We start from the raw sequence: 19,602 nt of genomic DNA on the forward strand, positions 1-19,602 counted from the left end.
TTGAGAATTTTTTGATAATTCTAAATTGCGAGTTTTGTTGTATACGCTTACATACCTATCATTACCACATTCTATAAATAAGTTATTTCAATTATTAATTTTTAAAAATGTTAGATTTCAGAGTTAGAATTTTAAATTTATAAAAAACTTATTCATCAGAAACTCCAATTACGCATCCATGTATTTCCATTACCCACTCATATGCGGAATCACCCATTATTCCTTTCGGCTTCATTTCTAACTGTCAATCTCCTTTATGAAAAGGGGCGTTAACGCAACTCTTGATAAATACTTGGCCTAAATCCCTTTTGAAGATCTCTCGTAGATAAACCCCCCGACATCCCAAGATGCGGAAAATCTCGGAACGATTCAAAATCCCCCCAAACAAATACCAGGGATTTTGCTATGGCTGGTACTCTTGTCCACTTTTCTTCCTCTGTCCACAATGCCCGCTTGCCGTATCACTAACAATGATAAAATCTACAGCAAATCCATAGTTATGCAAGGATTGGCCCGCTCTGGCATATGTCACGATCGGCTTTGATTTATTCGTTCTGCCTCGTTCATAAAGAAACATCGGTAACCAGCCGTGATTTGAACAAATATCCCCGCTTCATAAGCTAATTTAACCACTTCAAGTATCGACTCGTTCACGACCGGGTCCATTTTGCTTCCCGTGTTCCCCTTTGCGCGATTCAACAAGGTTTGTAATTTGATAGCCATTCTGGCACCTCCCCTATATTTAATGCGCCTTGCCGCAGACGGCAAGGCGCATTAAATATATGACCAGAAGAAATGGAAGGGGTGCTGGATTTCCCATCATGCAAAAGGGCTGAACACAGGAGGATATAATCCAACCCAAGTGTCCAGCCCCCTGGTTCATTTAGCCAAAACATCCTCGTATTCTGCATTTTTTTCAAACTGTTTTTGAACGAACGAACATACTGGAACAATTCTAAGTTTTTCCTCACGGGCGAATCCTATTACCTTTTCGACAAGGGCATTTCCTACCTTTTGCCCGCGAAGCTTGTCAGAAACTACGGTATGATCAACTGTGATTTCATCATCACCTGATTTAAAAAATGTGATTTCTGCCAGTTTCTCGCCAGATTCTTCGACAAAAAAAGAACTTTCACCTTTTTTGATATCCACCATCTCGATGACCTCCTTTTAATTCCTTTTTATCATATCTCACAAAATGGAAATTAACCAAATATTTAAAGCTTACTCAAATTATTGCTATGTGAAGTTTACTTACAAATAAAAGAGGGATGATAAAAAATGATCCAAGGTAGGTAAATGACATGACTTGGAAATCATGATTGATTTTCCAGCTAACTCCGAGACGATTTTCCGAAGATATATTTCCCGTAAAGCCTAGAATTCACTGAAACTGAGGTGTTCGTACTGCATGAAATCTTTTAACAAGGTTTTTCTTACTCTTGCACAACCATAATGTAATTCAAAGTTTTTCAAGCTTCTGTTTTTTTATTGCAACTAATAAATGGAAGGAATCTTTCCATGATGGTGTTAGAATAAGTAAATAGCAGAAACTAAAAAACTGCCCTATATAGGATAGGGCAGACAAACTATAGACAAACTCGATGAAAATCGAGTTTGTCTACAGTTTTTTTTGAGGGTTTTAAAAATTCGAACGTTGATTAGAACGTAGGGCACTCGCTTTCCGCGGGCGGTCCGCCCTCGGCGCCTTTGCGCCTGTGGGGTCTCCCTTGGACGCGCTTTTCCCGCAGGAGTCTCGCACACCCGCTCCAATCAACTTTGTTTTAACAATTAGATATAACCCTTTTGCCTGCAGTCTTTTTTGTTTTAAAATTTTAAAGTACTCAACAACAAATAAAGAGGGATATCGTGAGTACAAATCTCCCAAACACATTTGTAAGACATGTTCATTTTTATCACAGTGTACAGAAAGCAAAGACCATCAAAAAGTGGTGACGCGCCATATCTGGCAAGAAAATATGGAAGAAGCAGATCACCTGCGTCATCATCAAGATGTAAAACCTATCTATGCGAAACGCAAGGAAACGATTGAGCGTGTATTCGCAGATGCAAAAGAAAAGCATGGTATGCGTTGGACTACTTTAAGGGGACTTAAAAAATTGTCGATGCAGGCGATGCTTACTTTCGCTGCCATGAATGTAAAGAAGATGGCCAATTGGACATGGCAAGGTCCAAAAATGGCCTAACATAGTGGGCTCGTAGAGACCTAAGCTCTTAATCTTGAGAAAAATTCCAAGAAAATATCAAAAGGGGTTCGGAATTAATACATTCCGAACCCCTTTTGTCGACAAACTGACTGCCCTATATAGGATAGGGCAGAGCGTTATACTTTTATGGACAGAAAATATAAAATAATGATCGATAACAATATGACCATAAAAACAGCGATGAGAATTACGTGCGCACTCGAGGGCCGAAACGTCCCTTCATTGATTTGCCGCTTCTTCTGCAGATAACCGAACGTCGCCAGCACCGTAATCACAAGGCCCAATGCACATGCAAACATCCCCAGTATGATACTGATCAAGTCTATTCGGGCATCCCGATGCACACCAATCGTAAAATGCAGGCTCGTCGTGAGAAAGCCAACCCCCACTATCGCAATCACCGTTCTTATCCACGCCAAAAAGGTGCGTTCATTAGCCAGATGCTGCTGAGCATATTTCAATTGATTTTTCTCCATGTTTCATCACCTTAAATGAACATTTTTGATTCGATTCTTTAACTGATGTGAAAGACTCGTAACACATCTTAATCCGCCGCCTTCAGGACTCGGGCCTCTCATTATCAGTCATCTCTTAAGGAACGACATGGCCCTGAACATAGACCCGACAAACATTAGGCCTGCGCCGCCAAGCAATAAATATATACATTGTGTTTTATCAATAACATCCAAAGGATAAAGCAAGGCACCCAGTGCAATGATTGTCCCTATCCCCGTTATGGTCCATCCTATTTTTTTCATTCGCAACTCCTAAAATGATGTATTTAGAGAAGGTCCTTCAAGGGTTCCCCCTAAGTTTTACAAACAGGACCCCTCACTAATAGCTTAAACCATTTAAAAACCAACAACAAGTGAGATATCATAATTATCTTCCCACGAAAAAAAGAGCCATAATGACTCCCTATTTTGAATATCCCATTTTCAGCTGTCCTTTTTATCCTTTTCCATGTATTCTTTTATCTTTCTATCTTCCCACTAAAGACGTAAAGCTCCCATGTGCAAAGATTGCTATTCCATGCACCAGAACTCCAATCCTCCACCCTCCAAATGGATAAAGGAACCACCAATAACCAGGATCCGACAATAGGTGACACCGTTAAATGAATCCAAAATGCCTTAAGGTTTTCCACCCTTTTTTTTGCTCTTAAATATCCATCTCCATTCTCCAGCACCACCTAATCGTAAACACTAAATATTACCATCAGCTATAATACGTAATTCATCTAATTTAAATTATGAGACGAGATGTGTTAACGCTAAATCGAGAACCAGGAATTCGGAGAGATAAGTCAGTTGGATTTCACTTTATTGTATCCCCGTTCCTCATATGGCTGTATTTTTTCCATCCACACTTCTTCAAGTTTTTTCAATTCGCGTTTTGCATCGAAAAATCCTGTTTCTTTCGGCTTCAATACCTCCAGTATCTCAAAAGAAAAAGCTTCTTTCCCATATTGATTCCATTCACCTTGCAGCACTTTATTGGTGTTCGTTCCCATTTCCAATTCAAATTGTTTACCCTTCAACGTCTTTAAATTTCTGGTGCTCCCGATAAAGATTTTATTATTTACCGTATTTCTTATTTGGTATACACCCGCTTCAACTTTCGTTTCTTTATATAATTGCTTCAATTCTTTTTTACGATCCATCTTCCTTGCCTCCAGTCATCATTTTTTCAGCCAATACTGGCCTCCATCAGGCTTCCTATCCAAAAATCCATATTCTATTAAATATCTTCTCAATAGAACATGATCATGATAAACGGCACCCAATATTTGATTGATTTCTTTTTCTTCGTATTTTCGCTCATTTTCAAAACGCTTCGTAATTTCCAGGAGAATGATTAGCCTTTGTTTTTCTTTTGGCGGGAAAGACTTTAATCCACCCTGACTGCCTTTAGGGAAATACTTTTTCAGCACAGTAATCTTTTCATCCTCGGTAACGTTATAACGATCATCGACCATCCTTGCTTTTTGATGAAGGGGGATGAACGCCGGCGCATATTCATCTTTATCTTTCAAAAGTTCCATCATGGCTAAAAACAACTTAGCCTGCCGCTCTTTCTCTTTCAACACAAAGCGATGGTTACGAATTGTGGAAGAACTTCCAATCCCCATTTCCTCCTGAACCTCAGCATCATTCTTCCCCTGGTAAAAAAGGCGAAGAAGGCGATTTTGGTGGTCCGTAAGACCTGTAAGTTTTTTATCCAGATCAATCAAGTATTCAAAAACGGAACGATGTGCACGCTCAATATGAATCCGCATATACCTCTCAGCTTCATAAAGAACCCCATCTTCCGGATATACTATTCCCTTTTCAATTGCATGTCCGCACAGTAAACAAATATACTGGCTCCCTTCTTCGATATACCCTTGTTTAAGCTCATCTTGGGATGCGCTCCAAAACATTTCAGCGTCCTTCATAAAACCAAACACTTCCTCATAAAGTTTATAATATACTAAACATAATATTAATTTGTTTGAACTATGTCAATGTTTTTACGGATTTTTTTATAATTGCACCAAAGGATATACGGATTATACCAGCATTCTTGAAAGTCGGAAGGGATTCATAAAACGAGGGTGGCAGGGATAGTGAACAAATCTTCAGGGAGCCGGGAGATGGACCTTTCACCATTCAATCAAGTTAATGATCCCCCTGGTACTATTCCGCTATAATGCATTTAATAATGGAGCGTAAATGTCGAAATATAGCCTTCATCTATCTTATCTAAATAATATGCTGTATAAGAGCGATAAAGCTTTTAGAGGAGGATATATCATTGAAAGATGAACACGAACAGATTGTTTCTTCAAACCAAACCATAACCATTTGGCATTTCATCATTTATCGGAACAATTCAAGGCATCACTGCCAGAATTACGTTATACGATTATGAAATACTTTTACAAACCCAATCAAGTACAAATCAACTAAGTGAAGAAGATGATAAAAGCTCCAAACCTTAAATAGAACTTGATAAATATAAAAAAAAGCATCATGCTTCAGTTTGTAGACACAAGGGGCCTTCTTTGGAACGGGTGTGCGAGACTTCTGCTTAGAAAAGCGCGCTCAGGGGAGACCCCGCAGGCACAAAGGCGCCAAGGGCGGACCGCCCGCGGAAAGCGAGTGCCTTGAGGTAACGTTCAAATTGTACAAACCCAAAAAAAACTGCAGACAAACTCAATTTTCATCGAGTTTGTCTGCAGTTTGAAGCATCCATGATTGGATCCTTTTTTCTATGGGGCATATGAAATTCGTAGTATAAGTCCTTTGTTAAAGCTTATTAAGTATTAGCTTGGCACAAACTTAAGTATCCCTTCCAGATAAACACCTTGTTCTTTTCGCGAGCATTCCCTCAACTTGATTCTTCCCTCTTTTTCTAGCTCCTTGGCTAATTGGACTACCTTAGTTCCATCTTCGGATATTTCGACTGAAAAGAAATTGCCCCGAGTGGAAGTTTGAATGAACTTGAATAATCTATCTTTATTCATTTAAACATCTCCTTATTCATAACAAGTTCGACATAAAAGATCATCCACCTGCGATAAATACGAAATAAAAAACTTCTTTTCTGCATACAACCAATATTAATTCAATGGATGCAAAAGAAAATGCATTCTTTCTACGTTCATTTCATATTCCCTCGTTAACTTAAAACAGCTCAGAAAAAGTAAAAAAGCCAAAACCTTAAAAGGTTTTGACTTTTTTCTGTTAGTGTCCCAGGAGAGATTCGAACTCCCGACCGACGCCTTAGAAGGGCGTTGCTCTATCCAGCTGAGCTACTGAGACGTTTATGATATAAGTTGCGGTAAAACTTATGTATTACCTTAACTGTTCCCTTAGGACACTTCTTATTATAGTAGGATATCAAAAGGAAGTCAACGGTTTTTCAAAAAAAGTTTTTTTCTTTTTTTAAGAACCAGGAAGCGGGGAAAAACGCTTCCTGTTCATTATACATGAAGTCATTCCATTTGATAAGCATTTCTTAGATCCTCAACGATTTTTCCTTCAAGGTCATAATAGATGATTTCAAGTTGGTCATTTCCAATCTCCAAAATGGCATAGGTCTTCTCTTTTCGTCCCCGCGGCTGGCGTATGCTTCCCGGGTTGATGAAGAGCTTGCCGTCAATCAATTCGGAACCTGCAGCGTGGGAATGACCAAAACAAATAATATCTGCTTCAGCCTCTTCACTTTTATACGCTAAATTCATCAAGGTCATATTTATGTTATAGAGGTGTCCATGCGTAACGAAGAAACGCTTGCCTGAGATATTCTCCACAATATCATCCGGATATGCCGAATCATAGTCGCAATTCCCGCCAACGGCCAAAAACTCCGACATGTGAGGGTCATTTTTTTCCAACTCTGAATCACCGCAATGGATCATGGCGGCGACCTCTTGTTTATGACGGTCGGCAATCATGCTGATTTCATGAGTTAAGCCATGACTGTCACTCATTATTAGCACTTTCATCGTCACATTCCTTCTTCCCTTTTTAGAAATAGATCAAGTTTTTCATCTAGAGCCCTCAATGCGTTGGCACGGTGGCTGATTTGGTTTTTTTCCTCTTTTGTCAATTCAGCGTTTGTTTTACCCTGTTCCTCTACAAAAAAGATGGGATCATAACCAAATCCATTCGTTCCTGAGGGCTGTTCCGTGATCAAGCCTTCCATCGTTCCCGATACCGTAATCGTTTCCTGGTTGGGTGACGCTAGTGCCAAGGCGCAATAAAATCTTGCCGTCCTAGCCTCTTTTGGCACGCCTTCCAGTTCGCGGAGGACTTTTTCCGTGTTTGCTTCATCACTCTTGGCCTCTCCAGCATAGCGGGCAGAATAAACGCCTGGACGGCCCTCCAATGCATCTACAATCAATCCGGAGTCATCAGCAATGACAAAGTGGCCTAGCTGATGGGCAATGGTCTCTGCCTTCAGGATCGCATTTTCTTCAAAAGTTGTACCTGTTTCCTCCACATCCGGTGCATCCAGTACATCGAGAAGCGTTTTGACTTCATACCCTTTAGCAGAGAACAAGCTTTCAAATTCCTTTGCTTTCCCTTTATTTTTCGTTGCAATGATTACTGTCTTCATTTTTCATTTCACCCTTTTTCATTTTATCGGCACGGGAGCTCTTTTGGGGCTGAGAAAGAATTTGCTGTCATTCGTCATATGTAAAAGCCGATTCTTCTCCAGTGCCAACGGACGGATTCAGCGCTGCCTATCATGATCAACAACAGCCGCTGAATTTTCCTGATAAGTTAAGTCTAACACAACTCCCTCATCTGCAATAACCTGAAACTTATTAACTAACGTTTGTAATTTTCACTATGTTCAATATGGATATTAACTTTTATGTTATTTATTGAAGTCTTATCAAAGGAATTAATAATTTCATTATCCCACTTATTAACATGGTATCTGTATGCCTTTTCACTTATGTTAAAAAGGTCTGTATTGATTTTTTCCCCCGCCCCCAATGTCTTTAAAATATCTTGTTTTACTTTTGTTTCCACCTTTTTTTCGATTTTTCCCATATCCAAGTTGTCTATATTCTGTTTCAATATTCCATTTGCTTTAACTTCTAAATCATATAAGGGTTCCTTTTGTTGTTCCAATACTTTGATGTTTGTTTTGGGTTCCATTATTTCAACACTTACCTTTTGTTCGTTCAGCGAAAAGAATATCACTGTCGCCTTATTTTCAACCCATTTTAATCCTATCAAATCTTGTTTACTTACGAACCCTTTATACTGTTGTTTTGATAAAACATAGCCGCCATTCAACGTTGGTATCTTTTTTTCTTTCCCCCTGTCTGTGTAATGACGCTCATTTATTACTAAAGAGGGAATTAAAATGGAACCAACCGGTTGATAAAATTTCGAAACCAGTTCACTGAATTTTAACGGAGAAATGAAATAGTTTTCATTAATAACGGTCTCTGGCCTTTGAATGATCGTGAATAAGTTAGGAAGATTAAAGAAACTATCACTGTTAAACACCTTTTTAATATCCTCGTTTGTAACAAACAGCCATGAATTGTATCGCAATAAGGGCTCTTTCCCTACATATTCAATGAAATCCTTCATTTTCTTATTGATTACATCCTCGCTTAAAATGAAGGAGTTAACATGCCCGATATAAAGTGGCAATGCTGCATTTTGTTCTAATTCAGTAAATGCTTCTTCGATACTTTCCCCTTTACCTTTCCCAATGAGAACACCAGTTTTTTCTTGTAATGCTGTGGCCCCCTCTTGTTTTGCTATATCCGAAAAATTCAATGCTTGAAAGTATAAGATGAATTCACCCTCTTTATAATCGATCCCTAGAGCGGATCCATATGTTTGAGCTTGAATTTCCTTCATTCCCCAGCAGCCTGTCGTCAATAAAAGTTGACAGCCAATTACCATGACTGCAATTAGCTTTCTCATTTGTCCGACTCCTTTTGCGATTCATTATCACTGGATTGTAGAGCTTGATTCCGCTGCCTTAACATCCCATACGGAAGCTTGAATAAGACTTTTAACATGTCCGATTTATTTGGTTTGGAAAATGGATTCACAAAAGGCTGTCCGAAACTTTCCAAGGAAACCACAACAATCAAGATAAGAAATATTCCCATGAAGAATCCAAACAAGCCTAGAAATGCTGAACATGCAAATATGAATAACCTTATAAGAACGATATTCCCAGCGATATTCTGATTGATTAGGGTATAGCTTGAGAGAACTGTAACAGCTATTACTACGAGCATGGAGGGTGAAGTCAGCCCTGCCCGAATCGCTGCATCACCTATAATCAATCCACCCAATACGGAAACCGTCGGACCAACAGCTTTTGGCAGGCGAAGACCGGCTTCCTTAAATAGTTCAAACAATATGATCATTACGAATGCCTCCAAAGAAGCAGGTATGGGTAATCCCTGTCTCGTGATTGAAATCGTCGCAAGAAGCGAAAAGGGAATTTGGTCGAATTGATAGGTAACCAACGCTATAAAAAATCCCGGTAACGTAACCGTTACAAATAATGAGACTACACGAATGATGCGCATAAAACTAATGTAAAAAAAGCTTGTATGTGCGTCATCGGCAGCATAAAGTAACTGATTAATACTCGTTGGTCCGATCAAGCTTGTGGGATTCCCGTCTACCAGGATGGCAAAGCGCCCTTGATTCAAGGATTCAACTACATAGTCCGGTCGACCGATATACTCCATTAAGGGGAAAATGGAAAATTGATTATCATATAAGAGTTCTTCAACTTGGTAACTGCTGACTATGATATCAGCCTTTAATGAATCCAATCGTTTTTTAATATCCAAAAGAATCGAGGGATTGATAATGTCATCAATATATAGCAGCAATATTTTAGTTTTACTTCTTTTCCCGATTGTATATTCTATACATTTAAGTGATGCCGTTTTTAACCTCTGGCGAATTAAAGACATGTTATCCGATATATTCTCAACGAATCCATCCCTAGGTCCCCGAATGGAAGATTCTATATTGGATTCTTCCGGACTGCGCTTAGGGGAATTGGCTAATGGGGTATGGTAAATTTCGTTGGAAGATTCATTAATAATGATCAGGTCTCCTGAAAAAAGAATGCTTTCTACTCCGTCTTTTAAATCGGCGCCCTTTTTAAGCGTACTGATCTCCATGATATTGCTTAATTGATCAATTGTTAATTCGCCATTTTCTTGAACCGCTTTAGATATTGTAGGCAGAATCACTTCATTGATGAATGGCATATCCACTAAGTTTGGCGCATATAAAAATCCCAACAAATAACGACCTTCATTATCAAAAGTTTTTGTTCTTAAAACAACATCGGTAGAATGTTCAAACCATTTTCGGATTTGGTCAATGCAAGAAGGAGTACCATTCAAATTTCCCTTCTTCATAATGTTTCACCTTTTCCTTTTCCCTTTTTAAAAATAATAAATAACAGTATAATTGCAGCACTTAAAATAAACAGACTGCTGATTGGAAAGAAATATTTGTATATAAAATAAAAAAATGAAGTGGCATCCCAATGGATTAGCGTTCCAATAACAATTAACAAATATAGTGAAAGCAGTATCCACTTCTGATGTTTTGAATTTGAGATTAATTTATATCCTATAAATAAACATAAACTTATTCGAATCATGGCACCTGAAAGCCATTGGAAAATGGACAGGAAATCGAGTCGAGTAATATAATAGCCAAACCTTAACAACTTCCACTGTTCATAAGCTGGATTCCTCATTTTCACCGCTTCCACAGAACCAAATTCTGCAATCGCTCCCATCAGGGGACCTAACGTCAGCATGATTAAAATTACACCAACTAATAAAAGCCACTTGGCTTTTAGCTTATCTTTCAGGTAAGGAGTCAAAAATAAAAAAACGATAATTTCTAAATATCCTGCACTCGTATACAAAATACCATTTAGAGTATTGCGATACCCGCTTTCAAATATCGGGAACAATAATTCGTAATTCTTATTACTCGTGTTCCCCAGCCCTACAAATATCCCCAAAATAGTGACGACCGGAAGAAATAGGAGAGCCAAAGTACTTATGGTGCGTATTCCTTTATAACTTGCAAAAATACAAATAAAAGTGAATAGGCTAACAACTACGATGTTTGGTATGTCATGGGTATAATTAGCTTTTGCCCAAATCACTGTAAATTTGACGGTAATGAAGGCGTTAATTATAAAGTACAAACCAAATGCTATCGTGAAAATATATGTAACAAAAGGTGTAGACCATTTTTTCAGAAAAGAGATTATATCTTCTTTATCTAGTTTTTTATAAATATAAAAAATAAATAGGGTCCAAACGATACAAGGAACAATACTTATTATGACACTTATCCATGCATCGCGTTGAGATGCGGTTAAGATATTGGGAAGGATCAGGACATGTACCATGAATCCTGTATTCATGATGATTAAAACATAGATGTGTACAGCCTGAATGACCTTTTGATCCATACTATCCCCCCATTGATTGCATCATTAAAAGTAATTTCCCCTTTTTAAAATTTATTTATGTAAAAACTTTCTCACGATACGAGAAATTGCCTGGCAGGGGTATTAGTTTTCACTCTCTAACAGCGTGGTCATTCAATGGCGGAGGCAAAAAAATAAGAGGCAGCTGCAAGCTGCCTCATTGTTTTATTTCTACATATATTTAAAAACTGCCTGTGTTTACTTTCTCTGGACGGACCACTGGTTCTGATAGTTTCTTACCTTCCTCATTAAGAATATCGGCGCTGCCCTGCACTTGTACTTCAACGCTTTCAATTCCTTTCTGTTCAGTTAAAGAAAGGACCAAGGCATCAAGGACTTCTTGTGACACCTTTTTCTCTTTAAAACTTCCAAGGATATTTTCATTGAAGTTTAGGCTGACCTTACCTTCTGCCACTTTAGGTTTGTCAAGTAAAGCTACATCACTCATGAACCCCGTTTGCAAGTTAGAACCCGAAGGACTCTTCGTTAACTCTTGGACGGCAGCTGTTACATTATCAGACACCGTTTCGCTGATCCGGCGTGTTACCGGAACATAATAGGAGTACTCCTCGTCACCGCCTACATAATAAACGGTCAGTGCTTTGGAATTCGAAATGTCGACCACGTCACTCGTATCGATATTGATTCCTGAAGATCTTGAGATATTCTCATCTATCGGTGTGCCATTGACCGGCATTTCGGAAATATCTTCCCCATTTATTCTCATTTGGATTTTATCGACCGAGTCGAATTGCGTCAGGGTCCATGTAATGGCTTGAAGGATTTTAAGTTCATCCTCTTTTTGATAGTTTTTGAACTCCGGCGAAAAGTCCGCTACAGCCACTCCATCTTTAATGTTTACGCTTATTTGGGTATCGGCAGGAATGACGGCCCTGAACCCATTCGGAAGTTTATCCGTGACTGGACCGTTATTGACAAGGTAATCAAGCGCCTGTTTGGCGACGGCTTCCGATTTAGGAAGTTCCAATGTCTGTGGAACCACATACCCACTTTTATCAATTAAATATAACTCTGTCTTCACTGTTTTTGATTCAACAGCACCAGCGCCTTTTTCTCCATCTGTTGCAGGCTTTTCTTCATCATTCTTTTCTTTTAATGAAGATTCATCATCGACTAATGAAATATCCTTTGGTGGATCAATTTCCTTTTTCTCTTCACCGCCAAATAATCCGCATCCCGAAAGCCAAAAAGAAGATGCCAGAATGGTCACAGCCATTGTTACTTTTGATTTATTGGACATAAAATCACTCCTAGGACAGTTTGTACTCCTATTTATACGAGCCCTAAGGGAAAATAGACCAATTATTTTCCTCTCTGATAATCGAGCTGGGCAATTTGCCCGTACTGCTGCATGTTCGTAAGCCTTCAACGGGATTTCGGGCCTTCTGCCAGTGGATGAATCTGTTAATATGCCTTATTTCCCATAATCACCGTATCCATTGTCCGCTTCCCCTTCTGTCTCTTCAATCCTACTTATGCTTCATTCTTTTCTGGCGTTATATCCATCAAGGTTTGTAGCTATATACAAAACGGTATGCTTTTTCATTTTTCCGCTTCACGAAAAAAAGACTTCCAAATGGAAGCCTTAAAGGTGATCAATTTTAATTGTTTCGATTGTATCGGTATGAATACCGAGCCAGCTCGATGCGATAGAACCAAACATATCTCTTGAACCGGTAGTATAAAAGCGATGAACCGGACGGAGCTTGCTTTTATTGATTAATTTATAATAATCCAAAATGACACTTGCCTCACGGGCCGTCTCTTCCCCAGAGGAAATGACTTGTACTTCATCCCCCATATAGGAAGAGATTACAGGCCCCAGCAGTGGATAATGGGTACAGCCAAGAATCAATGTGTCGATCTTCGTTTTCTTCAGCGGGTTCAAGGTTTGTGCCACGACCCTATTGACGATACCCCCTTGAAACTCCCCGCTTTCCACGATTGGGACAAATTTCGGGCATGCTAAACTATCTACTTTCACATTGGAATTGATGGAAGCAAGCGCGTCGTCATAAGCTTTGCTTTTTACCGTGCCTTCCGTACCAATAACGCCAATATGCAAGGAATCAGAAACTTTCAATGCCGCCCTTGCCCCAGGATGGATGACACCCAATACAGGAATCGGAAGTATTGCCCTGATTTCATCCAGTACAGCTGCAGTCGCCGTATTGCAAGCGATGATCAGCATTTTTATATCCTTCTTCATCAGGAACCTCGTCATTTGCCATGTGAAGGTTTGGACATCTTTTTTGGTCCTCGGCCCATAAGGGCATCTTGCTGTATCACCTAAGTAAATTATATTTTCATTTGGAAGCTGACGCATGACTTCTTTAGCTACTGTCAAGCCGCCTACCCCTGAATCAATGATGCCTATCGGTTGTTTCAAAAAACTCGCCTCATTTTTCTTTCATTTCTTGATGTAGTTTTGCTAGAATCCCTCGGAGGGACATGATGTCAGATTCGTTGAAATTGACTAACACGCCACTCAAGTACTGCTGCCGTTTATTAATCACTTCTTCGATAATCCGTTCCCCTTCGTCAAGAAGGTGAATACGAACCACACGCCGGTCCTTTTCATCTTTGACACGCTTAACAAGCTGATGTTTCTCCATGCGGTCAATCAGATCCGTCGTTGTGCTGAAGGCGAGAAACATCTTCGTGGACAATTCGCCAATCGTCATGTCGCCTGCTTCAAAAAGCCATTGCAAAGCCAGGAATTGAGGAATGGTAATTTTATAATCATTGAGAATTTCCCGTCCCCTTTGCTTAATCCATGACGATACATAGCGCAATTCCCTCTCAATATCGGCTACATAAGCAACCTGCTTCTCTTCATCCATACACACAGCTCCCCACTTCATGAAACTTATCATACTACCATTTTGGATGAAAGTGAAATGATTTTCAAGATTGATTGTCCGGAATCCATAATGAAACCCCCTTCATAAAAATAAGCAGCATCCAAAGAAGTCAAAACAACCAAATTGTTTTGGCCTTCCTTATATGCTGCAAACTAGACGGGAGAGAAATATTTATAAGTCTTTATTAAGAGTCAACACATTAAAGCTTAAGTTCCCCCATACGAAGGAGTTCTATGACTGCCTGCGAACGTCCTTTGACTCCAAGCTTCTGCATCGCATTCGAAATATGGTTTCGAACTGTTTTTTCGCTAATAAACAATTCACCTGCGATTTCTTTTGTTGTTTTGTCTTGTACTAGTAACTCAAATACTTCTTTTTCTCTTTTGGTGAGTAGTGGCTTATGAGTGAATTCGTTCTCCTTCAAGTAATGTTACCCTCCTTGCCTTCACCAGCATAAAACCCGGAGTGGGTGTCTATTTAGTCAAGATATAGTATGTTGGCCGGGGCAAGGGAGTGACTCTTTTACTTGTCTAAATCGAAATATTTTTAGGTATGTTCAAGCTCTGTATGCAACAACGACCGCTTCATCTCTTCTGTCCAAGGTATCGGCTTTCCGGTGGCTTTGGAGACCTGGACAATCGTTCCCCTGCCTGTGAAACAAATTGAACCATCGTGTTTGCTTCCCATATAATGTATATCTACAGAAGATTTTCCGATATGGTCAGCTTTTACATGAATTGTCAATTGATCATTGAAAAACACCAGCTTCAGGTAATCACATTGTAGATCTGCAACAACCGGTATCTCATCTCCTTCAGCCGAGGTCCAATCCTTCATAAAGCCCATGCTCTGGAAATACTCAATCCGCGCTTCTTCAAAATAAGTAAAAGGAATCGTGTTATTCAAGTGCCTAAACATATCCGTTTCCGAAAAGCGAACCTTAATCTCATGTTTAAAGGAAAAATCATTGATCCACTCGGTTATATTATCGATATATGATATTCTGTTCAACTTGTGCACTCCCTTTCGAATATGAATGACTATTCACTCATTTTATAAGAAAACAACGATAATGAAAAGGGTTTTCTATTGAAAGCTGTTTATTTTGATTATTGCTCACGTCACTAATCATAACGAGTATCCTTTGCAGGAGGCCGATGTCAATGGGTGTGGCCGATTTCCTCCTCCAATTCCACAAATCCATTCACATTTCGATCTTAGCTTTTTTCAGAGCGCTTGCAAAGCTATCATCTTTTATGGATTTGGCTACCGGTCCCTATCGTTCAAGTATTGAATTCACCCAAATGTAAAAACAAAGAGAAAAAAAGAACCCATATCAAAATAGATACAGGTTCTTTCATTTTCATTATTAAACTTCGTCGCTTCCAAAGAAGTTACGGAATTGTTGAATGGCAGTATCACGGTTCAATGCTGCAATCGAAGTCGTTAATGGAATGCCTTTAGGGCAAGACTGCACACAGTTTTGTGAGTTACCGCAGTTTGCAAGTCCTCCATCGGACATGATTGTATTTAAACGTTCCGCTTTATTCATTGCACCAGTTGGATGTGCGTTGAATAAACGAACTTGTGATAATGGTTGTGGTCCCATGAAGTCTGAATTGCTGTTCACGTTCGGACAAGCTTCCAAACAAACACCGCAAGTCATGCATTTAGACAATTCATATGCCCATTGACGTTTCTTTTCTGGCATACGCGGTCCTGGTCCAAGATTGTACGTTCCATCGATTGGAATCCATGCTTTTACCTTTTTCAATGAGTCGAACATACGGCTGCGATCGACTTGCAGGTCACGAACAACAGGGAAGGTACGCATTGGAGCAAGACGAACCGGCTGTTCCAATTGATCGATAAGAGCTGTACATGATTGTCTTGGTTTACCATTGATAACCATTGAACAAGCACCACATACTTCTTCAAGACAGTTCATGTCCCATGCGATTGCTGTAGTGTGCTTGCCTTGTACAGTTACCGGATTACGACGAATTTCCATAAGAGCGGAAATTACATTCATATTCGGACGGTACGCTAATTCAAATTCCTCATCATAAGGAGCTGAATCCGGTGTATCTTGACGAGTGATTATAAAACGGACTGTTTTAGTCTCAGATTTAGTTTCAACCATTTTTTTGCTCCCCCTCTTTAATGTTTCGTAGTGTAATCACGTTTACGCGGTGCGATCAGTGATACATCAATATCTTCATAATGGAATTCAGGTGCTTGATCCAAGCCTTTGAATGTTGCCATTGTCGTTTTCATGAATTCATCATCATTACGTTCTGGGAAATCAGGTTTGTAATGTGCTCCGCGGCTTTCATCACGGTTTAACGCACCAATTGTGATTACACGAGCCAATTGCATCATGTTTTGCAGCTGTCTAGTGAATGCAGCTCCTTGGTTACTCCATTTTGCCGTGTCATTGATGTTAATTTTCTTGTAACGTTCCATCAACTCAAGAATCTTGTTATCCGTTTCTTTCAGCTTGTCATTGTAACGAACTACAGTAACATGCTGTGTCATCCACTCACCAAGTTCTTTGTGCAGGACGTAAGCATTTTCGTTACCATCAAGAGACATGACTTCATTCCATTTTTCCTGTTGTTGTTTTTCGTAGCCTTCAAACAATGAAGCAGGAATGGATTCTGAAGTTTTATCTAGGCCTTCAATATATTTAACGGCATTCGGTCCAGCGACTGAACCACCAAAAATTGCAGAAAGAAGTGAGTTCGCACCAAGACGGTTACCGCCATGTTGAGAGTAGTCACACTCACCTGCAGCGAATAAACCTTTAATGTTAGTCATTTGGTCATAATCCACCCAAAGTCCGCCCATAGAATAGTGAACGGCAGGGAAAATTTTCATTGGAACTTTACGAGGGTCTTCACCCATGAATTTCTCGTAGATTTCAATGATTCCGCCAAGTTTAATATCAAGTAATTTAGGATCTTTATGAGATAGATCCAGGTAAACCATGTTTTCTCCATTAATACCGAGCTTCATGTTCATACATACGTCGAAAATTTCACGAGTCGCGATATCACGAGGTACTAGATTACCGTAAGCAGGGTATTTTTCTTCAAGGAAATACCAAGGTTTTCCGTCTTTATATGTCCAGATACGTCCACCTTCACCACGAGCGGATTCACTCATTAGACGAAGTTTGTCATCTCCAGGGATTGCTGTTGGGTGAATTTGAATGAACTCACCATTTGCATAATTTACACCTTGTTGATAAACGATGGAGGCTGCTGAGCCTGTATTGATCATTGAGTTAGTCGATTTACCGAAAATGATTCCAGGGCCGCCGCTCGCCATGATGACTGCGTCGCCAGGGAATGATTTGATTTCCATTGAAGTCAGGTTTTGAGCTACGATACCGCGTGCCGTTTGATCATCATCGATAACGGCTCCAAGGAATTCCCAGCCTTCATATTTCGTTACAAGGCCTTCAACTTCATAACGGCGAACCTGCTCGTCCAATGCGTAAAGTAATTGCTGACCAGTCGTTGCACCAGCGAATGCTGTACGGCTATGTTGAGTACCACCGAAACGACGGAAATCAAGAAGACCTTCAGGAGTACGGTTGAACATAACGCCCATACGGTCAAACATATGGATGATTGACGGTGCTGCATCGCACATCGCTTTAACCGGCGGTTGGTTAGCCAAGAAGTCTCCGCCATAAACTGTATCGTCAAAGTGGATAAATGGAGAATCCCCTTCACCTTTTGTATTTACTGCCCCATTGATTCCGCCTTGGGCACAAACTGAGTGAGAGCGTTTAACAGGTACTAAAGAAAATAAATCAACCTGTTGTCCCAGCTCTGCTGCTTTGATCGTAGCCATTAACCCAGCTAGACCTCCACCTACGATAATAATTTTACCTTTACCCAATTCTGTCACTCCCTTATTTCCATTAGCAAAGCTATGTTTTTCCTAACAATTATAAATGAACCCCATCTTCTTATACGAAAGCGAAAATTGCACTTACTCCAACATAAGAAAGAAGAACGAAAATGATCAAAGTAACGTAAGTCATGATTTTTTGTGATTTAGGTGAAATTGTCAGACCCCAGCTCACTGCAAATGACCATAATCCATTTGAGAAGTGGAAAATTGTCGAAATGACCCCAACTAAATAAAATGCAATCATAAATGGATTAGAGAAAATCTCTGCCATCATGTCAAAGTCAACCTCTGTACCCATAGCTACTTGGATCCTAGTTGACCATACATGCCAAACAAGGAAAATCAACGTAATGATTCCGCTTAGACGTTGTAAAAAGAACATCCAATTTCGGAAAAACCCAAATCTACCTAAATTATTTTTAGCCGTGAACGCGATATAAATCCCGTAAACAGCATGATAAATCAAAGGTAAGAAAATGATGAAGATTTCCAGGAAATAACGAAACGGTATGCTTTCTAAGAAATGTGCTGCTGAATTAAATGATTCCGGTCCCTTTGTTGCCATATAGTTGGTAACTAAATGCTCCAACAAGAACAGCCCGATCGGAATAACTCCAAGAAGTGAATGAAGTCTACGATTCCCAAACTCACGATTTTTTGCCACTAAGTGCCCCCCCTTAATTTGTGAAAAATCATGCAAAGATAAACTGGTGGCTACCTTTTATCTCCGCGTGAAAATAAAGTATAGAGTCAGAAAACTCCCCTATACTTCCGTTTACAATTATGTGACATGTCCATTTTACTCCTGACTTCTATGTGCGTCAAGAAAACGGATACAAGAAATCTCTTTTTCAGAATAGATTTTATTGGATTAAATTGTCTGTTTTTTATTCATCAAGAAGATATTTTGGAGAAATTACTAATTAATCTATTAATATCTCGGTATAATTTATCATTTTTTTCCAATTGTTATTTAAATAAATAAAAAACAGTATAATTTGCAAAAGAAAAACGTTTATAATAGATTAACAGAAAGAGGCGATAAACTATGAAAAAAAATATTGCTGCTGCGATAGAAGAAGAGATTCCAGCTGAGGAAATTCAAACTGAAGAATTCCAAGTTCCAGCTTTCGGATACGAATTAATCAGAGAAGTTCTATTGAACGATATTCTCGGAAAAGACTCTAATCAAATCCTCTATTGGGCAGGTAAACAGTTAGCACGTAAATTCCCATTAAATGGCGATCAAGAAGTTATTGAATTTTTCCAGAGCGCGGGATGGGGCACCCTGGAAATCATGAAGTATACGAAAAACCAGATGGAATTATCACTGACGGGTGAAATAATCAGCCGCCGTATGGATTTACATCCTGACTGTCACTTCCAACTTGAAGCCGGTTTCCTTGCCGAGCAGTTTACACTGCAAAAAAAGTTCCTAAGCGAATCAACGGAAGAAATCAAACGCCGCGCAAAAAAAGTGATATTCACCATTCAATGGGATCCCAGAGATCAAATCTAATGAGCCCTTAAAACAGACTTACCCTTTTTAC

Annotated in this window: 22 protein-coding genes, 1 tRNA gene and 2 pseudogenes; 3 read left to right on the forward strand and 22 right to left on the reverse strand. The window is 39.4% G+C overall.

Going from position 1 to position 19,602, the window contains the following annotated elements:
- Positions 1-528 precede the first annotated feature (528 nt).
- Positions 529-723, reverse strand: coding sequence for a M15 family metallopeptidase domain-containing protein (locus tag N9I19_RS02305; protein WP_317776881.1), 195 nt, complete (start codon positions 721-723; stop codon positions 529-531).
- Between the two features lie 156 nt (positions 724-879).
- On the reverse strand, positions 880-1,155 hold the full coding sequence (locus N9I19_RS02310; protein WP_089361687.1) for a GNAT family N-acetyltransferase: 276 nt from the start codon (positions 1,153-1,155) through the stop codon (positions 880-882).
- A 674-nt stretch (positions 1,156-1,829) separates the two neighbouring features.
- Between N9I19_RS02310 and N9I19_RS02315 the strand changes: the two are divergent.
- A pseudogene (locus N9I19_RS02315) lies at positions 1,830-2,207 on the forward strand (transposase); the annotation flags it as partial.
- A 137-nt stretch (positions 2,208-2,344) separates the two neighbouring features.
- Here N9I19_RS02315 and N9I19_RS02320 read toward each other — a convergent pair.
- From N9I19_RS02320 to N9I19_RS02400, 17 genes and pseudogenes are all read right to left on the reverse strand, one after another.
- Positions 2,345-2,704 (reverse strand): YidH family protein, encoded by a 360-nt coding sequence (locus N9I19_RS02320; RefSeq protein ID WP_061464288.1) that lies wholly within the window; start codon positions 2,702-2,704, stop codon positions 2,345-2,347.
- A 108-nt stretch (positions 2,705-2,812) separates the two neighbouring features.
- Complete coding sequence (locus N9I19_RS02325) at positions 2,813-2,986, reverse strand: hypothetical protein (RefSeq protein ID WP_167555994.1); 174 nt, start codon at positions 2,984-2,986, stop codon at positions 2,813-2,815.
- A 180-nt stretch (positions 2,987-3,166) separates the two neighbouring features.
- Positions 3,167-3,414: pseudogene (locus tag N9I19_RS02330) on the reverse strand (2TM domain-containing protein).
- A 120-nt stretch (positions 3,415-3,534) separates the two neighbouring features.
- Positions 3,535-3,891 (reverse strand): GIY-YIG nuclease family protein, encoded by a 357-nt coding sequence (locus tag N9I19_RS02335; protein ID WP_089361688.1) that lies wholly within the window; start codon positions 3,889-3,891, stop codon positions 3,535-3,537.
- A gap of 18 nt (positions 3,892-3,909) precedes the next feature.
- Positions 3,910-4,665 (reverse strand): DUF2087 domain-containing protein, encoded by a 756-nt coding sequence (locus tag N9I19_RS02340; protein WP_317776882.1) that lies wholly within the window; start codon positions 4,663-4,665, stop codon positions 3,910-3,912.
- An 870-nt stretch (positions 4,666-5,535) separates the two neighbouring features.
- Positions 5,536-5,736, reverse strand: a complete 201-nt coding sequence (locus N9I19_RS02345) for a hypothetical protein (protein WP_061464291.1) — start codon at positions 5,734-5,736, stop codon at positions 5,536-5,538.
- A 224-nt stretch (positions 5,737-5,960) separates the two neighbouring features.
- Positions 5,961-6,034, reverse strand: a tRNA-Arg gene (locus tag N9I19_RS02350).
- Positions 6,035-6,207: 173 nt separating this feature from the next.
- Positions 6,208-6,720 (reverse strand): metallophosphoesterase, encoded by a 513-nt coding sequence (locus tag N9I19_RS02355; RefSeq protein ID WP_317776883.1) that lies wholly within the window; start codon positions 6,718-6,720, stop codon positions 6,208-6,210.
- A 2-nt stretch (positions 6,721-6,722) separates the two neighbouring features.
- Complete coding sequence (locus N9I19_RS02360) at positions 6,723-7,334, reverse strand: XTP/dITP diphosphatase (RefSeq protein ID WP_317776884.1); 612 nt, start codon at positions 7,332-7,334, stop codon at positions 6,723-6,725.
- A gap of 215 nt (positions 7,335-7,549) precedes the next feature.
- Positions 7,550-8,671, reverse strand: coding sequence for a Ger(x)C family spore germination protein (locus tag N9I19_RS02365; protein ID WP_317776885.1), 1,122 nt, complete (start codon positions 8,669-8,671; stop codon positions 7,550-7,552).
- Positions 8,668-10,143: a spore germination protein gene (locus N9I19_RS02370; protein WP_317776886.1), complete on the reverse strand. Its 1,476-nt coding sequence runs from the start codon at positions 10,141-10,143 to the stop codon at positions 8,668-8,670. The genes N9I19_RS02365 and N9I19_RS02370 overlap by 4 nt, the downstream gene beginning before the upstream one ends.
- Positions 10,140-11,222 (reverse strand): GerAB/ArcD/ProY family transporter, encoded by a 1,083-nt coding sequence (locus N9I19_RS02375; protein WP_289337244.1) that lies wholly within the window; start codon positions 11,220-11,222, stop codon positions 10,140-10,142. Before N9I19_RS02375 ends, N9I19_RS02370 begins: the two co-directional genes overlap by 4 nt.
- A gap of 199 nt (positions 11,223-11,421) precedes the next feature.
- Entirely contained in the window at positions 11,422-12,501 is a 1,080-nt protein-coding gene (locus tag N9I19_RS02380) for a GerMN domain-containing protein (protein WP_289337243.1), read from the reverse strand.
- A 345-nt stretch (positions 12,502-12,846) separates the two neighbouring features.
- Positions 12,847-13,650 (reverse strand): glutamate racemase, encoded by an 804-nt coding sequence (gene racE, locus N9I19_RS02385; RefSeq protein WP_317776887.1) that lies wholly within the window; start codon positions 13,648-13,650, stop codon positions 12,847-12,849.
- A gap of 10 nt (positions 13,651-13,660) precedes the next feature.
- On the reverse strand, positions 13,661-14,104 hold the full coding sequence (locus tag N9I19_RS02390) for a MarR family winged helix-turn-helix transcriptional regulator (protein WP_289337242.1): 444 nt from the start codon (positions 14,102-14,104) through the stop codon (positions 13,661-13,663).
- Positions 14,105-14,324: 220 nt separating this feature from the next.
- Positions 14,325-14,549 carry a helix-turn-helix domain-containing protein gene (locus tag N9I19_RS02395; RefSeq protein ID WP_028392149.1) on the reverse strand — a complete coding sequence of 75 codons (225 nt, stop codon included), beginning with the start codon at positions 14,547-14,549 and terminating at the stop codon, positions 14,325-14,327.
- 122 nt (positions 14,550-14,671) lie between these two features.
- Positions 14,672-15,136: an acyl-CoA thioesterase gene (locus tag N9I19_RS02400; RefSeq protein ID WP_317776888.1), complete on the reverse strand. Its 465-nt coding sequence runs from the start codon at positions 15,134-15,136 to the stop codon at positions 14,672-14,674.
- A gap of 152 nt (positions 15,137-15,288) precedes the next feature.
- Here N9I19_RS02400 and N9I19_RS02405 point away from each other — a divergent pair, with 152 nt between their 5' ends.
- The gene (locus tag N9I19_RS02405; protein WP_317776889.1) at positions 15,289-15,435 is read left to right on the forward strand and encodes a hypothetical protein; all 147 of its coding nucleotides are present in this window, start codon (positions 15,289-15,291) and stop codon (positions 15,433-15,435) included.
- 59 nt (positions 15,436-15,494) lie between these two features.
- Here the strand turns inward: N9I19_RS02405 and sdhB are convergent, their stop codons facing one another.
- From sdhB to N9I19_RS02420, 3 genes are all read right to left on the reverse strand, one after another.
- Positions 15,495-16,268, reverse strand: a complete 774-nt coding sequence (gene sdhB, locus N9I19_RS02410; RefSeq protein ID WP_061464304.1) for a succinate dehydrogenase iron-sulfur subunit — start codon at positions 16,266-16,268, stop codon at positions 15,495-15,497.
- Between the two features lie 17 nt (positions 16,269-16,285).
- A complete protein-coding gene (gene sdhA / locus N9I19_RS02415) occupies positions 16,286-18,037 on the reverse strand; it encodes a succinate dehydrogenase flavoprotein subunit (RefSeq protein WP_061464305.1) in 1,752 nt (583 codons plus the stop codon).
- 70 nt (positions 18,038-18,107) lie between these two features.
- On the reverse strand, positions 18,108-18,716 hold the full coding sequence (locus N9I19_RS02420; RefSeq protein WP_089361699.1) for a succinate dehydrogenase cytochrome b558 subunit: 609 nt from the start codon (positions 18,714-18,716) through the stop codon (positions 18,108-18,110).
- Between the two features lie 384 nt (positions 18,717-19,100).
- Between N9I19_RS02420 and N9I19_RS02425 the strand changes: the two genes are divergently transcribed.
- The gene (locus N9I19_RS02425; protein WP_061464307.1) at positions 19,101-19,571 is read left to right on the forward strand and encodes a YslB family protein; all 471 of its coding nucleotides are present in this window, start codon (positions 19,101-19,103) and stop codon (positions 19,569-19,571) included.
- Positions 19,572-19,602: the final 31 nt, after the last annotated feature.

This window comes from Peribacillus sp. CSMR9 (assembly GCF_033141925.1).
Lineage (GTDB): Bacteria > Bacillota > Bacilli > Bacillales > DSM-1321 > Peribacillus > Peribacillus simplex_A.

Coding starts and splice junctions, on each gene's coding strand:
- N9I19_RS02425 (WP_061464307.1), top strand. CDS start 19,101: ATGAAAAAAAATATTGCTGCTGCGATAGAAGAAGAGATTCCAGCTGAG.
- N9I19_RS02310 (WP_089361687.1), bottom strand. CDS start 1,155: ATGGTGGATATCAAAAAAGGTGAAAGTTCTTTTTTTGTCGAAGAATCT.
- sdhB (WP_061464304.1), bottom strand. CDS start 16,268: ATGGTTGAAACTAAATCTGAGACTAAAACAGTCCGTTTTATAATCACT.
- N9I19_RS02320 (WP_061464288.1), bottom strand. CDS start 2,704: ATGGAGAAAAATCAATTGAAATATGCTCAGCAGCATCTGGCTAATGAA.
- N9I19_RS02390 (WP_289337242.1), bottom strand. CDS start 14,104: ATGGATGAAGAGAAGCAGGTTGCTTATGTAGCCGATATTGAGAGGGAA.
- N9I19_RS02345 (WP_061464291.1), bottom strand. CDS start 5,736: ATGAATAAAGATAGATTATTCAAGTTCATTCAAACTTCCACTCGGGGC.
- N9I19_RS02305 (WP_317776881.1), bottom strand. CDS start 723: ATGGCTATCAAATTACAAACCTTGTTGAATCGCGCAAAGGGGAACACG.
- N9I19_RS02370 (WP_317776886.1), bottom strand. CDS start 10,143: ATGAAGAAGGGAAATTTGAATGGTACTCCTTCTTGCATTGACCAAATC.
- N9I19_RS02375 (WP_289337244.1), bottom strand. CDS start 11,222: ATGGATCAAAAGGTCATTCAGGCTGTACACATCTATGTTTTAATCATC.
- N9I19_RS02325 (WP_167555994.1), bottom strand. CDS start 2,986: ATGAAAAAAATAGGATGGACCATAACGGGGATAGGGACAATCATTGCA.
- N9I19_RS02340 (WP_317776882.1), bottom strand. CDS start 4,665: ATGAAGGACGCTGAAATGTTTTGGAGCGCATCCCAAGATGAGCTTAAA.
- N9I19_RS02360 (WP_317776884.1), bottom strand. CDS start 7,334: ATGAAGACAGTAATCATTGCAACGAAAAATAAAGGGAAAGCAAAGGAA.
- N9I19_RS02355 (WP_317776883.1), bottom strand. CDS start 6,720: ATGAAAGTGCTAATAATGAGTGACAGTCATGGCTTAACTCATGAAATC.
- N9I19_RS02335 (WP_089361688.1), bottom strand. CDS start 3,891: ATGGATCGTAAAAAAGAATTGAAGCAATTATATAAAGAAACGAAAGTT.
- N9I19_RS02405 (WP_317776889.1), top strand. CDS start 15,289: ATGGGTGTGGCCGATTTCCTCCTCCAATTCCACAAATCCATTCACATT.
- N9I19_RS02365 (WP_317776885.1), bottom strand. CDS start 8,671: ATGAGAAAGCTAATTGCAGTCATGGTAATTGGCTGTCAACTTTTATTG.
- N9I19_RS02380 (WP_289337243.1), bottom strand. CDS start 12,501: ATGTCCAATAAATCAAAAGTAACAATGGCTGTGACCATTCTGGCATCT.